Origin of the sequence: Plantactinospora siamensis, from assembly GCF_042434095.1 — a bacterium.
Classification (GTDB): domain Bacteria; phylum Actinomycetota; class Actinomycetes; order Mycobacteriales; family Micromonosporaceae; genus KBS50.
Window position 1 is genome coordinate 729,918 of record NZ_JBHLUE010000004.1, and the last position, 13,393, is coordinate 743,310.

Genomic DNA, 13,393 nt, shown 5'->3' on the forward strand with positions numbered 1-13,393 from the left:
TACCTGGCCCTCGCGTCGCCGGCGTCCCCGAAAGGGGCCGCCGTCCCGACCGGTCAGATCTCGTAGCTGGCGCCGGGCCGGACGACCTCGATCGGGCCGCTGAAGGCGCCGCCGGCGGCCTCGCGGGTGATCGCCTCGCTGCCCCAGGCGGCCACGAGGTGGGTCAGCAGCAGCTGGCCCACCTCGGCCTTGGTCGCGATCTCCCCGGCCTCCCGGCCGGTGAGGTGGATGTCGGGCGGGTTGTCCTCGCCGTCCAGGTAGCTGGCCTCGCACAGGAAGACGTCCGCGCCGTGCGCGAGCCGCAGCAGCGCCTCGCACGGGGCGGTGTCCGCCGAATAGCACAGCGAGCGACCCTCGTGTTCCAGCCGGACGCCGTACGTCTCGACGGGATGGTTGACCCGGTCGACCGTCACGCTGAATGGTCCGATCGGGAAGCTGCCGGCCTGCAGGCCGTAGAAGGTGTAGACGTCCTCGACGCTGTCCGCGTCCTGGCTGTACGCCGCGGCGATCCGGTCCGGCGCCCCGGCCGGGGCGTACACGGGCAGGGCCGGATACGGCCCGTCCGGCGCGTACCGGCGGACCACCACGTAGTCCACGGCGTCCGAGATGTGGTCGCAGTGCAGGTGGGTGAGCAGGATGGCGTCCACGGCGGACAGTCCGGCGTAGCGCTGCAGCGCGGACAGCGATCCGGACCCGAAGTCGACCAGCAGCCGGAAGCCGTCGGCCTCGACCAGGTACGCCGAGCAGGCGGACTCGGGGCCGGGAAAGCTCCCCGCACAACCCAGGACGGTCAGTCGCATCGGGCAATCCTGCGGTTACTCCGAGTTATCAGGCCGCCGATGGTGATCCGCGCGATCGACCTCGGCGCCGTTCCGTTCACGAGGCGCAGCCTACGCCGGAAGCTCTCGGGGCAAGAACGATCCGATCATAGATGTCGCCAAGGTGACACCGTGCCGATCCGGGATTCACCGTTACGCCCCGTTACCGTGTTCCGTTGCATCTTCTGAGGAACGCCAGGTCCGGCGGCCGCCCGGCCGTGCGGACGCTGGCACCAGCGGGAGGAGCAGCGGTGGCGGCCTTGCCCCAGCGGAAGAGCCCGGACGCCGAGGCGTCACCGCCCACGCTGCGGGCGGCGGCGCCCGGCGGCGCCGTGCCCGCGGCATCCGACCACACCGCGCCCGCGGCATCCGACCACACCGCGCCCGCGGCGCCCGACCACGCGGCGCCCGGCGGCGCCGTGCCCGCGGCGTCCGAGGTTGCGGTGCCCGTGGGGCCGGCGGTCGCCGTACCCTCCCGGCGCTCCGGGCCGGGGCCCGAGCTTCCGGCGCCGCGGCATGGCCGCCGGGCGGCGGCCGGCCCCGCCACGATCGCCCCGCCGGTCGTCCGCGGCCTTAATCCGCCGCCCGCGCCGCTGCCCGGCTTCCAGCAGCCGTTCCCGGTGCAGCGGGTCGACTCGGTGGGCGCCAGCGACCGGATGCTCGGGCTGTGCGGCTGGGCCACCGTCCTGGGCGTGCTCGGCACGGTGGCCGCGGTCCGCGGCCTGTTCGCCATCCGCGCCGGCGCCGCGCCGGAGTGGTACGAGCCGACGCTCGCGACGGTCGGCCTGGCCAGCATCGGCTGCATCGTGGCGGCCTTCACGCTGGTCCGTCGGGCCCGGCTGCCGTGGCTGCTGCTGGGACTGGCCACGGTGCCGGTGCTGGTCAACGTGGGGCTCACCGTCGGCGCGCTCTGAGCGGTGGTCGATCCGCGGCCCCCGTCGTGGCGTCGCGGCATGCCATGGGCTGCGCCGAGCACCGAGCCGGGGGCGCGCCCGGGACCCTCGGCCGGGCGCGCCCCCGGCTCAGGCCCAGAGCTGGCCCTCCAGCGCGTCCTCGGCGTCGCCGAGGCTGCCACCGTAGGCGCCGGTGGAGAGGTATTTCCAGCCGCCGTCGCAGACCACGAACGCCACGTCGGCGCGACGGCCGTCCCGGACCGCCTGGTGCGCCACGGCCAGCGCCGCGTGCAGGATGGCCCCGGTCGAGAAGCCGGCGAAGATGCCCTCCACCTCGACCAGCTGTCGGGTACGCAGCACGGCGTCCCGGGTGCCCACCGAGAAGCGGCGGGTCAGCACGGTGGCGTCGTACAGCTCCGGCACGTACCCCTCGTCGATGTTGCGCAGGCCGTAGACCAGCTCTCCGTACCGCGGCTCGGCCGCGACGATCTCGATGCCCTCGACCTTTTCCCGCAGGTAGCGGCCGGTGCCCATCAGCGTGCCGGTGGTGCCGAGCCCGGCCACGAAGTGCGTGATGGTGGGCAGGTCCTGCAGCAGCTCCGGACCGGTGGTCTCGTAGTGCGCCCGGGCGTTCTGCTCGTTGCCGTACTGGTAGAGCATGACCCAGTCCGGATGCTCGGCCGCGATCTGCTTGGCCGTGGCGACGGCCTGGTTCGAGCCGCCGGCCGCGGGCGAGAAGATGATCTCCGCACCGTACATCCGGAGCAGCTGCACCCGCTCGGTCGAGACGTTCTCCGGCATCACGCAGACCAGCCGGTAGCCGCGCAGCTTGGCCACCATGGCCAGGGAGATGCCGGTGTTGCCGCTGGTCGGCTCGAGGATGGTGGCGCCCGGGCGAAGCCGGCCGGACCGTTCCGCCTCGCGGACCATGAACAGCGCCGGCCGGTCCTTGACGCTGCCCGTCGGGTTGCGGTCCTCCAGCTTGGCCCAGAGCCGCACCGGCGGCGAACCGTCCGGCACGGCCGGGGAGAGCCGGGGCAGCCCCACCAGCGGGGTGCCGCCGCATGCGTCGAGGAGGCTGTCGTACCTCGCCATGGCGGCCGCCGTCAGCGGTCGGCTCGGCGCTGACCGTCCGGTTGGCGCCATCCGCGCAGCGCGGCCACCGCCGCGAAGCCGAAGGCGCCGCCGGCCACGGCCGGCAAGATGGTCACGGTGTCACCGTCGGACAGCTTCGCGTCCAGGGCGCCGAGGAACCGGACGTCCTCGTCGTTGACGTAGACGTTGACGAACCGGTGCAGGGTGTTGTCGTCGGTGACCAGGCGGGCGCGCAGCCCGGAGTGCCGGGAGTCGAGGTCGGTCAGCAGGTCACGCAGGGTGTCGCCGCTGCCCTCGACGACCTTGGCACCGCCGGTGTGGCTGCGCAGGATGGTGGGGATGCGAACTTCGATGGCCATGATGGGTGTGCTCCTCGAACGACTGGGTTGACGCGGGACGGGACCGGACGTGGGGACGTCAGCGGCCCGAACACTCGTAGTCGACCGTCGCCGGGCTCTGCCCGAACATGAATGACTGGACGGCGTGCTGGTCCACTCCCGGTTCGAGGATCCGCACCGGCTCCTCGGCGACCTCGCCGTCGGTGATGCGGTAGGAGCGGATCTCCGCCCGCTCCGGATCGCGGGTCGACACCAGCAGGTAGTGCGCGCCCGGCTCACCCGCGAAGGAGACGTCGGTGCGTGACGGGTATGCCTCGGTGGCGGTGTGCGAGTGGTAGATGACCACGGGTTCCTCGTCCCGGTCGTCCATCTCGCGCCACACCCGGAGCTGCTCCATCGAGTCGAACTCGTAGAAGGTCATGGACCGGGCCGCGTTGTCCATCGGGATGTGCCGGGTGGGCTGGTCGCTGCCGATCGGGCCGGCCACCACCCCGCACGCCTCGTCCGGATGGTCCCGCCGGGCGTGCGCCACGATCGCGTCGATGATTCCGCGGTCGATGCTCAGCACGCCGTCCAGCGTACCGTCTGCGGCGCGGTCCGTAACGTGTGCGACGTCACTGGGGTTTTCCCGCTGGGCACGGGGGAAGTTTGACAGGGCAACCGAAGAACGAAGGGGGCCGAATCGCATGCAAAACCGAGTGATCGGAACTGTCCAGGTCAGTGCCATCGGCCTCGGCGGGATGCAGATGTCGATCGAGGGGCGGCCGGACGAGGACCGGTCGATCCGGACCATCCACGCCGCGCTGGACGCCGGCATCACGCTGATCGACACGGCCGACGCGTACCACCTGCACGCCGACGACGTCGGCCACAACGAGTCGCTGATCGCCCGCGGGCTGGCGAGCTACGGCGGCGACACCTCGAACGTGCTGATCGCCACCAAGGGCGGACACCTGCGCCCCGGCGACGGCAGCTGGACCGTGGACGGCTCTCCCGAGCACCTGCGGCAGGCCTGCGAGGCCTCGCTCAAGCGGCTCGGCGTGGACGCCGTGGGCCTCTACCAGTTCCACCGGCCCGACCCCAAGGTCCCGTACGCCGAGTCGATCGGCGCGCTGCGCGACCTCGTGGACGCCGGCAAGGTGCGGATGGCCGGCATCTCCAACGCCGACCTGGACCAGATCCGCCAGGCGCGGGAGATCCTCGGCGACCGGCTCGTCTCGGTGCAGAACCAGTTCTCCCCGGCGTTCCGCAGCTCGGAGCCGGAGCTGGACCTGTGCGACGAGCTCAACCTCACCTTCCTGCCCTGGTCCCCGTTCGGCGGCGCCGGCAAGGCCGACGAGCTCGGCGGCCGGCTCGGCGCCTTCGGCGAGGTGGCGAAGAGCCGCGGAGTCAGCCCGCAACAGGTCTGCCTGGCCTGGATGCTCGCCAAGTCGCCGCGGGTGGTGCCGATCCCCGGCGCCAGCCGCCCGGAGACCATCCGCGACTCGGCCGCAGCCGCCGACCTCGTCCTCTCCGAAGACGAGTACGAAACCCTCGACGCCACCTCCTGACCCACCCAACCCTGCATGTCGATCATGAGGTTAGCGGGCCATTTGGGATCAAATGGCCCGCTAATTCAATGATCGACCGGGGGAGGGGGTGGCTTGGGGGGTTAGTCCAGGAGGGCGTTGAGGAGGGACTCCTGGAGGTAGCCGAGGTAGGCGTAGACGGACAGTTGGAACACCCGGGACGAGTTGGGATCGGCCAGCAGCGCCCGGTCCAGCTCGGCGCTCAGATCCGTGCCGTCGGTGATCTCCAGCCGGACGCCCATCGCCAGCCGGGCGTCGTTCAGGGCCCGCAGCCAGGCCTCGGCGGCCTCGCCGTCCAGGCGTACCTCGCCGGGGCCCTCCGCGGGCAGGGCCGCGAGGATGGCGCCGGCCTGGTCGATCTTTCCGGTCTTGAGGTCGCCCTCGGTGTACCGGCGGAACTCCTCGGTGTCCTCCTTGTCGTCCGGATAGACGGCCGGGAAGAGCCGGTCGACCACCGGGTCCGAGTGATCGAAGCCGTCGGTCAGCAGCCCGACGACCTCGCCGGCCACCTTGCGCAGCACCTTGGCCTCGTCCGGGGCAAAGCTGGCCACGTAGTGCTTGCCCCGACGGCGAAACATGCTCATGCCGCCCACCCGCTGATGATTCCCGCGCCGCGCTCGGTCACGAGCGGTCCACCGTGGCCCACAGGCCGTACGAGTGCAGCTGGGCGGCGTCGTACTCCATCCGCTCGCGCGCCCCGCTGGAGACGATGGCCTTGCCCTTGTGGTGGACGTCCAGCATGAGCTTCTCGGCCTTGTCGTGGCTGTAGCCGAAGAGCTTCTGCAGGACCCACGTGACGTAGGACATCAGGTTGACCGGATCGTCCCAGACGATCGTCACCCAGGGCCGGTCCGAGATCGGAAGATCGTCGGTGCCCGGAGTCTCGACCGGGACAACCTGTGGTGCCGCCATGCCCCCCATGGTGCCACCGCCGCCGGGAATCCGAGGAGGCGGAGCGCCACGAGCGCGCCGGACCGGGCCACCCAGCACGTCAGGCGAGCAGGATGCCGTGGTCCACGGCGTCGGCGAGGAGGGCCGTCATCGACAACCGCACCGCTTCGAACCGGCGGGCCACCTCCCGGCCCAGCTCCACCTCGACCTCCCGCAGCGCGCGTTGCAGCCAGGAACGGGCCCGGGCCGGGTCGTCGTTGCCCGGGTTGGCCCACAACTGGTAGCAGCCGCCGGAGAGGGCCACACCGACGGGCGGCAGCGGGCCGACGGTGGGGCCGGGACAGGCGGCCAGCGCGCTCACCGCGGCCGACCCGGTGACCACGGCCACACCGCCGGTGCTGGTGACCAGCAGCACGCGCTCCAGATCCCGGGCGACCCGATGGTCGGCGAAGCCCCGGCGTACGGCCGCGGAGATCCGCCTCCGTACGCCCTCGTCCGGGGCCTCGCCGAAGACCACGCCGGCGACCTCGTCCAGCGCGGCGGCCACCGCCCGGTCCCCCTCCCGCACCGCGGTCAGGGACAGCGCCTCCAGCTCCCGGTCCAGGTCGGCCGGCAATCCGGCTGGACCGGCGCCGAAGACGATCCCCTGCACGCAGCGTAGGTGGATGTTGGCCAGCTCGATGGCGAGCCGCTGCCGCAGCCGGTGTGCCGCGGTGCGGAGCTGCCGATCCAACCGGTCCGCCCAGGCCGACTCGTACGCCCCGGGGGTGACCGGAACGGCCCGGGTGGCGGCCGGGACCGGCGCGAGATCCCGGCTGGCCCGGGCCAGTCCCTCGCGATCGGCCCACTCGATCAGCGCCCGGCGCAGGTAGGCGATGTCGCCGGTGAGCGCGTCCACCACGAACCAGCCGGCGTCGGCCAGCGCCGGCACCCGGGCGGCCACGGCCGCGCGGAGTCGCCGCTGCGCCGCGGCGGTGGGGTCGCCGCCGGCCACCGGCCCGGATCGGTGGCTCGGCGGCGCCCAGCCGGACGTCTCCGGCAGCACGGCGAAGAACACGGTGCAGCCGGCCTCCGCGACCCCGGCGAGCAGGTCGAGATCCGATTGGCTCAGGCCGCCGGCGACCGGCAACACGAAGAGCAGCGCGCCACCGCGCCGGGCCGCGTCCAGCACCACCCGGGCGCCCGCCACGCCCAACCGGCTGGTGTCCGGCGTGTCCACCAGCTGGAAGTGCCGCAGCAACGGATCGGGCAGCGTGGCCGTCACCCGGCGCGGTGGCCGGGCCGGCACCGGGCCGCCGCTGGAGGCGTCGGTGAAGGCGTGCGGTTGGCGGTATCCGGGGATGTGCGCGGCCACGCCGACATCCGGCCCGTGGCTCACCACGAGAAAGCCACTGCCCGGCTCCGGCGCGGCCGGGACCTCGCCGACCAGGGCGGTGAGCAGCGCTTCGCGGAGGTCGCCGGCGGGACCGGCGAGGACGACGGCGATGGATTCGTCGGGCACGGCCTCGACCGCCTTGGCGCTGATGCGGAGCGGACCCCGGTCGGGTCGGCGGCGAGCCGTCGGCGACGCGGCCCGGTCCGCGCCGCGCAGGGTACGGGGCTGACTGGACCTCACGTTCGCCTCCCTGCGACCCGTTGGCGGGTGCGAGCCACCGCACCCGGGCGTCGGAGTCGATCGCGAAGCCCGGCAGTGGAGGGCCGCGACGCCCGACAACCGAACCGTATGCGCGGGACCGGGGAGGTCACGAGGTACGCCGGTACTTAGGCCAACTGTCGTGCTACTCAACTTCTGCGTAGTCGGATGAGTACGCCATGGAACTTTCATCGATATGCTGGCTGAGTGGGACCGTGGCGCTTCGTGGGCAGGACGAAAGAGCTCGACCGGCTGATCGCCGCCGCCAGCGGCGCCGCCGGCCGGGGCATCTTCTTCAGCGGTACGGCCGGCATCGGCAAGAGCCGCCTGCTCCGGGAGGGGGTGGCGGCGCTGCCCACCGACAAGTACGCGGTGTGGTCCGCGTCGGCGAACATCGCCACCGCCGGCCTGCCGTTCGGTGGCCTGGCCCAGGTGCTGCCGGCGGACCAACCCGCCGGGCTCTCCCCCGCCGGCATCCTGCGCTGGGCGGTGGACGCGCTGCACCAGCAGGCGGCCGGCCGGCCCATCGTGCTGGCCATCGACGACGCGCACCTGCTCGACCCGTCGTCGGCCGCGCTGGTCTATCTGATCGCCCGCTCCGAGGACGCCACCGTGCTGGGCACGCTGCGCAACGGCGAGCAGGTGCCGCTGCCCATCCGGGCACTGTGGACGGACGACCTCGTGGAATACGTCGAGCTGCCGCCGTTCAGCCCCGCCGACACCCGGGCCCTGCTGTCGGAGATCCTCACCGGCCCGGTCGACGACGCCTCCGCCGACCGGCTGCACCGGCTGTCCGCCGGCAACGCGCTGCTGCTGCGCGAGCTGGTCATCGCCGCGCAGGCCGGTGACGAGCTGTCGCAGTCGTACGGGGTGTGGCGGTGGACCGGTCGGCTGGAGCTCGCGCCGAGCCTGAACGACCTGATCGACGCGCGGATCGGGCAGCTCGAGCAGGGGGTGCAGACGGTGGTGGAGTTCGTGGCCCTGGGCGAGCCGATCGGCCTGGAGCTGCTGAACCGGGCCACGGACCGGCGGGACGTGGAGCTGGCCGAGGAGCGGTCGCTCATCACGGTCGTCCAGCACGACCGGCGGTCCAACGTACGGCTCGCGCATCCGCTGTACGGCGAGGTGGTCCGGCACCGCTGCCCGGTGACCCGGACCCGGCGATTGAAGGCCGAGCTGGCCGACCTGGTGGAGGCCGCGGGCGCCCGCCGGCGCGAGGACCTGCTGCGGGTGGCGGTGTGGCGGCTGGACTCGGGCACCGCCCAGGTGCCGGCCCTGCTGCTGGCCGCGGCCGGCCAGGCGTTCGGGCAGTACGACGTGCCGCTGGCGGCCCGGCTCGCCCGGGCGGCGCTGGAGGCCGGCGGCGGGTACGACGCGGCCGAGCTGCTCGCCACCATCCTGATGTTCGGCGACCAGCCGGAGGAGGCCATCGGTGTCCTCGACACGGTGGCCGCCGAGGTGACCACCGACGAGCGGCGGGCCCGCCAGCTCACGGTGCACGGCATGATCTCCTACTGGGGGCTGCGCGACGAGTCCACGGTGGAGCGGGTGTCGTTGGCGGCCAGCGAGCTGACCGACCCGGCCGACCGGGCCCGGGTGCGCTCCTTCGAGGCCATCATGCGGCTGCACCGGATGGACTGCGACGAGGCCGTACGGCTCAGCCGGGCCATCCTCGACCGGCCCGCCGCCACGGTCGCGGCCCGCGGGCTGGCCCGGTGCACGGTCGCGCACCTGCAGGCCGCGCAGGGACACTTCGAGCTGAGCGGCCGAGCGGTGGCCGGCGTCGCGGCCGAGGCGGCGCAGTGGCGGGCCGACATGCCGTACCTCCAACTCGCCCTCGAGCTGGCCCGCGGCACCGGCCTGCTGCTGGCCGGGAATCTCGCCGGCGTCGACGCCATCGCCGCGGACGAGTTCGCCGATCTGGCCGACGCGGGCGAGTTCCGGCTGGGCACCGGCTACCTGTCGATCGTGCGGGCACAGGCCGCCCGGCTGCGCGGGCAGACCGGCGACGCGCTGCGGACCAGTCTGGGCGCCTGCGCCGTGCTGGCCAACAGCCCCGCGTACGCCAGCCTGGCGCAGGCCGAGCGGGCCCAGGCGGCGGCGCTGCGCGGCGACGTCGCCCAGGCGGAGGCCGCCATGATCGAGTCGGACGCCACGCACCTGCCCGGCATGGCGGTCCTCTACCCCTGGCGGGAGCAGGCCCGGGCCACCGTGCTGGCCGCCCGGGGGCGGACGGACGACGCCATCGAGTCGTTGCGCTCGCTCGTCGGCCGGCTGTGGGCGGACGGCTTCGCCGGGCACGAGGTGCACGCCCTGCACGACCTGGTCCGGCTGGGCGCGGCCGAGGTGGCGGTCGCGCCGGCCGGCGGCGGGACGCCGCCGGTGACCGTCGCCCACCGGATGGCAGCGTTGACCGAGATCGTGGACGGCCCGCTGCCGCCGTTGCTGGCCCGGCACGCCGCCGCGGCCGCCGCTCGCTCCGGCGCCGACCTGCTGGCCGTGTCGAACGAGTTCGCGGCCGCCGACCTCTACCTCTTCGCCGCCGAGGCAGCCGCGACCGGGGTGGCCCGGCTCCGCGAGGACCGGTCGGCGCTGGCCAACCAGGCCAACCTGCGGCTGGGCGAGTTGCTGCAACGCTGCGACCTGGTCCGCACCCCGGCGCTGTGGAGCCGGCAACCGGTGCTCACCGACCGGGAACGGGAGATCGCCACGCTGGCCGCCGGCGGCACGCCGAGCAGGAACATCGCCGAACAGCTCTACCTGTCGACCCGTACCGTGGAAAACCACCTCCAGCGGGTCTACAGCAAGCTGGGCATCGCGGGCCGGGCCGAGTTGTGGGCAGCGTTGCGCGCGCTGCCCGACGTCGACGGCCGGTCCGGGCGCCGGGACTGACCCCGGCGGGGCTGTCGGCGGCGGGATTAGGCTGTGGTGGTGATCGCACATCGTCCCGCGCTGCTGACGGACCACTACGAGCTGACCATGCTGGCCGCCGCCCTCCGGGACGGCACGGCGAGCCGGCGGTGCGTCTTCGAGGTGTTCGCCCGCAAGCTGCCGACCGGCCGGCGGTACGGGGTGGTGGCCGGCACCGGGCGACTGCTGGAGCTGCTTGCCGACTTTCGCTTCGAGCAGCCGGACGTGGCATACCTGCGCGAGAGCGGCGTGGTGGACGACCGGACGGCCGAGTGGCTGGCCGACTACCGCTTCACCGGCGACATCGACGGGTACGCCGAGGGCGAGCTGTTCTTCCCGGGCTCGCCGGTGCTCACCGTGTCCGGCACCTTCGCCGAGGCGGTGGTGCTGGAGACGCTGGTGCTGTCGGTGCTCAACCACGACTGCGCGGTGGCCGCCGCGGCCGCGCGGATGGTCACGGCCGCCCGCGGCCGGCCGCTGATCGAGATGGGTTCCCGGCGGGCCCACGAGGAGGCGGCGGTGGCGGCCGCCCGCGCCGCATACCTGGCCGGCTTCGGCTTCACCTCCAACCTGGCCGCCGGCCAGCGGTACGGCGTGCCCACCGCGGGCACCGCGGCGCACGCCTTCACGCTGCTGCACGACGACGAGAAGGCGGCCTTCGCCACCCAGGTCGAGGCGCAGGGCCGGGCCACGACGCTGCTGGTCGACACGTACGACATCGCCGCCGGCATCCGGAACGCCGTGGAGGTGGCCGGTCCGGACCTGCGGGCGGTCCGGATCGACTCCGGCGACCTGGCCGTGATCGCCCAGCAGTCGCGCGAGCTGCTCGACTCGCTCGGCGCCACGGAGACGCGGATCATCGTCTCCGGCGACCTGGACGAGTACGCCATCGCCGCGCTCGCCGCCGAGCCGGTCGACTCGTACGGCGCGGGCACGTCGGTGGTGACCGGCTCCGGCGCCCCCACCGCGCACCTGGTCTACAAGCTGGTCGAGGTGGAGGGCCGGCCGGTGGTCAAGCGGTCGGAGAACAAGGCCACGGTGGGTGGTCGCAAGGTCGCGGTACGGCGGCACAAGCCGACCGGCACCGCGACCGAGGAGGTCATCGTCTCGCAGGGGGTGCCGGACCACGTGCCCGGCGACCGGATGCTGCAACGGTCGTACGTGATCGGCGGCGAGCCGGTGGTCAAGCCCGACCTCAGGGCGGCCCGGGAGCACCTGCGGCAGTGCCTGATCTCGATCCCCTGGGAGGGGTTGAAGCTGTCCTCCGGTGACCCGGCCATCCCGGTCACCGTGGTCCCCGCGGAGGGAGTGCGCGCATGAGCAGGGCGTTGATCATCGTCGACGTGCAGAACGACTTCTGCGAGGGCGGTTCGCTGGCGGTGGCCGGCGGCGCGGCCGTCGCGGCCGCCGTGTCCCGGCTGCTGGCCGCGCCGGTCGACCGCTGGGCGCACGTCGTGGCCACCAAGGACTACCACGTCGACCCCGGCGACCACTTCGGCGATCCGCCGGACTACCGCACGTCCTGGCCGCGGCACTGCGTGGTGGGCACGGCGGGCTCGGAATTCCACCCGGAGCTCGCCGCCGAACGGATCGAGGCGGTGTTCCACAAGGGCGAGCACGCGGCCGCATACTCGGGCTTCGAGGGACACACCGCCGACGGCGAGGGGCTGGCCGACTGGCTGGGTCGGCACGGCGTGGACGCGGTGGACGTGGTCGGCATCGCCACCGACCACTGCGTCCGGGCCACCGCGCTGGATGCCGTACGCGCCGGCTTCGCCACCACGGTGCTGCTGGACCTCACGGCCGGGGTGGCCGCGCCGACCACGGAGGCCGCGCTGGCGGAGCTGGCCGCGGCGGGAGCCACCCTGGACGGAACGCCGGTGGTGGACGCCGGCTGAGGTCGGCCCGGCCTGTGAACTGAGTAACCGGAGTCTCGAATTGTCGGTGCCGGCGGCCATGATGGCCCCGGAGGTAACGACAGCTCATGATGTTCACCCCGTACCGTCCCGTGCTCGCCCTGCCCAGCGTCCGGCCCCTGCTGCTGGTCGCCATGCTGGCCCGGGTGCCGACCGCCGCGGCCGGGGTGACGCTCACCCTGCACGTGGTGCTGGACCTGCACCGCGGGTACGCGGCGGCCGGTCTGGTGGGCGCCGCCATGACCGTCGGCACGGCCATCGGCGCGCCGCTGCTCGGACGGCTCGTCGACCGGCGCGGGCTGCGCCCGGTGCTGCTGCTCACCACGCTGGTGGAGGCGGCGTTCTGGGCCACGGCGCAGGCCATGCCGTACCGGCTGCTGCTGGCGGCGGCCTTCGTCGGCGGCCTGTGCGCGCTCCCGGTGTTCTCGGTGGTCCGGCAGTCCCTCGCGGCGCTCACCCCCGAGCGGCACCGCCGGCAGGCCTACGCGCTGGACTCCATGTCCGTCGAGCTGTCCTTCATGACCGGGCCGGCGCTCGCGGTCTTCCTGGCCACCACCGTGTCGGCCCGGGTGACCATGCTCACCGTCGGCGCCGGCGTGGTCGCGGCGGGAACGGCCCTGCTGCTGCTCAACCCGCCGGTACGGGCCGCGGCCGAACCGGCCGGCGAACGGGTCCGGGTCCGGCGCCGGGACTGGTTGGCCGGCAGGCTGCTCGCGGTGCTCGTGGTGAGCGCGGCCGGCACGCTGGTGCTCGGCGGCACCGACGTCTCCGTGGTGGCCATGCTGCGCGGGGCCGACCAGGTGGGCTGGACGGGCGCCGTGCTTGCCCTGTGGGGCGGCTTCTCGCTGATCGGCGGCTTCGCCTACGGCGCCCTGCACCGGGCCATCGCGCCGGCCGCGTTGACGGCGCTGCTCTGCCTGCTCACCATCCCGGTCGGCCTGAGCGGTGGTCGGTGGTGGCTGCTGGCCCTCGCCCTGCTCCCCGCCGGTGCGCTCTGCGCGCCCACCCTGGCGGCCACCGCCGACGCCGTGAGCCGCCTGGTGCCGCCGTCGGTCCGGGGCGAGGCCATGGGGCTGCACGGCTCGGCGATCACCGTCGGCATCGCGCTGGGCGCGCCGCTGGCCGGAGCGGTGATCGACGCCTCCGGACCGGCCTGGGGCTTCGCTGCCACCGGCGCCGTCGGGCTGCTCGCCGTGCTGGCCTCCCGGCTGCTGCCGCAGCGCCGCCCGCCCGCCGAACCGAGCCCGGACCCACATCGCCCGGCGCGGCCGAGCGCTTCTCCCTCGATCGTCTGACCCGTGGCCCCGGCCCGGCCCCGGCTCAGGGCCGGC

At 73.8% G+C, this 13,393-nt stretch carries 13 protein-coding genes; 6 read left to right on the forward strand and 7 right to left on the reverse strand.

Going from position 1 to position 13,393, the window contains the following annotated elements; translation table 11 throughout:
- Window positions 1–53: 53 nt before the first annotated feature.
- The gene (locus ACFFHU_RS08215; protein WP_377337086.1) at window positions 54–800 is read right to left on the reverse strand and encodes an MBL fold metallo-hydrolase; all 747 of its coding nucleotides are present in this window, start codon (window positions 798–800) and stop codon (window positions 54–56) included.
- 269 nt (window positions 801–1,069) lie between these two features.
- Here ACFFHU_RS08215 and ACFFHU_RS08220 point away from each other — a divergent pair, with 269 nt between their 5' ends.
- Window positions 1,070–1,732 (forward strand): hypothetical protein, encoded by a 663-nt coding sequence (locus ACFFHU_RS08220; protein WP_377337087.1) that lies wholly within the window; start codon window positions 1,070–1,072, stop codon window positions 1,730–1,732.
- 108 nt (window positions 1,733–1,840) lie between these two features.
- On the opposite strand, the gene ACFFHU_RS08225 is transcribed toward ACFFHU_RS08220, so the two are convergent.
- From ACFFHU_RS08225 to ACFFHU_RS08235, 3 genes are read right to left on the reverse strand one after another with little or no spacing between them, the layout of a single operon-like run.
- The gene (locus ACFFHU_RS08225; RefSeq protein WP_377337088.1) at window positions 1,841–2,806 is read right to left on the reverse strand and encodes a PLP-dependent cysteine synthase family protein; all 966 of its coding nucleotides are present in this window, start codon (window positions 2,804–2,806) and stop codon (window positions 1,841–1,843) included.
- 11 nt (window positions 2,807–2,817) lie between these two features.
- A complete protein-coding gene (locus tag ACFFHU_RS08230; RefSeq protein WP_377337089.1) occupies window positions 2,818–3,165 on the reverse strand; it encodes a MoaD family protein in 348 nt (115 codons plus the stop codon).
- 58 nt (window positions 3,166–3,223) lie between these two features.
- Window positions 3,224–3,712: a M67 family metallopeptidase gene (locus ACFFHU_RS08235; RefSeq protein WP_377337090.1), complete on the reverse strand. Its 489-nt coding sequence runs from the start codon at window positions 3,710–3,712 to the stop codon at window positions 3,224–3,226.
- 130 nt (window positions 3,713–3,842) lie between these two features.
- Between ACFFHU_RS08235 and ACFFHU_RS08240 the strand changes: the two genes are divergently transcribed.
- The gene (locus ACFFHU_RS08240; protein ID WP_377337091.1) at window positions 3,843–4,694 is read left to right on the forward strand and encodes an aldo/keto reductase; all 852 of its coding nucleotides are present in this window, start codon (window positions 3,843–3,845) and stop codon (window positions 4,692–4,694) included.
- Window positions 4,695–4,795: 101 nt separating this feature from the next.
- On the opposite strand, the gene ACFFHU_RS08245 is transcribed toward ACFFHU_RS08240, so the two are convergent.
- The 3 genes from ACFFHU_RS08245 to ACFFHU_RS08255 all read right to left on the reverse strand — a co-directional run bounded on the left by ACFFHU_RS08245 (window position 4,796) and on the right by ACFFHU_RS08255 (window position 7,218).
- Entirely contained in the window at window positions 4,796–5,296 is a 501-nt protein-coding gene (locus ACFFHU_RS08245) for a DUF2017 domain-containing protein (RefSeq protein WP_377337092.1), read from the reverse strand.
- Window positions 5,297–5,333: 37 nt separating this feature from the next.
- A complete protein-coding gene (gene clpS, locus ACFFHU_RS08250; RefSeq protein ID WP_377337093.1) occupies window positions 5,334–5,624 on the reverse strand; it encodes an ATP-dependent Clp protease adapter ClpS in 291 nt (96 codons plus the stop codon).
- Between the two features lie 79 nt (window positions 5,625–5,703).
- Window positions 5,704–7,218 (reverse strand): hypothetical protein, encoded by a 1,515-nt coding sequence (locus ACFFHU_RS08255; protein ID WP_377337094.1) that lies wholly within the window; start codon window positions 7,216–7,218, stop codon window positions 5,704–5,706.
- Between the two features lie 243 nt (window positions 7,219–7,461).
- Between ACFFHU_RS08255 and ACFFHU_RS08260 the strand changes: the two genes are divergently transcribed.
- The 4 genes from ACFFHU_RS08260 to ACFFHU_RS08275 all read left to right on the forward strand — a co-directional run bounded on the left by ACFFHU_RS08260 (window position 7,462) and on the right by ACFFHU_RS08275 (window position 13,357).
- Window positions 7,462–10,128 carry a LuxR C-terminal-related transcriptional regulator gene (locus tag ACFFHU_RS08260; RefSeq protein WP_377337095.1) on the forward strand — a complete coding sequence of 889 codons (2,667 nt, stop codon included), beginning with the start codon at window positions 7,462–7,464 and terminating at the stop codon, window positions 10,126–10,128.
- 39 nt (window positions 10,129–10,167) lie between these two features.
- Window positions 10,168–11,466, forward strand: a complete 1,299-nt coding sequence (locus ACFFHU_RS08265) for a nicotinate phosphoribosyltransferase (protein WP_377337096.1) — start codon at window positions 10,168–10,170, stop codon at window positions 11,464–11,466.
- On the forward strand, window positions 11,463–12,044 hold the full coding sequence (locus ACFFHU_RS08270; protein WP_377337098.1) for an isochorismatase family protein: 582 nt from the start codon (window positions 11,463–11,465) through the stop codon (window positions 12,042–12,044). Before ACFFHU_RS08265 ends, ACFFHU_RS08270 begins: the two co-directional genes overlap by 4 nt.
- An 86-nt stretch (window positions 12,045–12,130) precedes the next feature.
- Window positions 12,131–13,357 carry an MFS transporter gene (locus ACFFHU_RS08275; protein ID WP_377337099.1) on the forward strand — a complete coding sequence of 409 codons (1,227 nt, stop codon included), beginning with the start codon at window positions 12,131–12,133 and terminating at the stop codon, window positions 13,355–13,357.
- The last annotated feature ends 36 nt before the right edge of the window (window positions 13,358–13,393 follow it).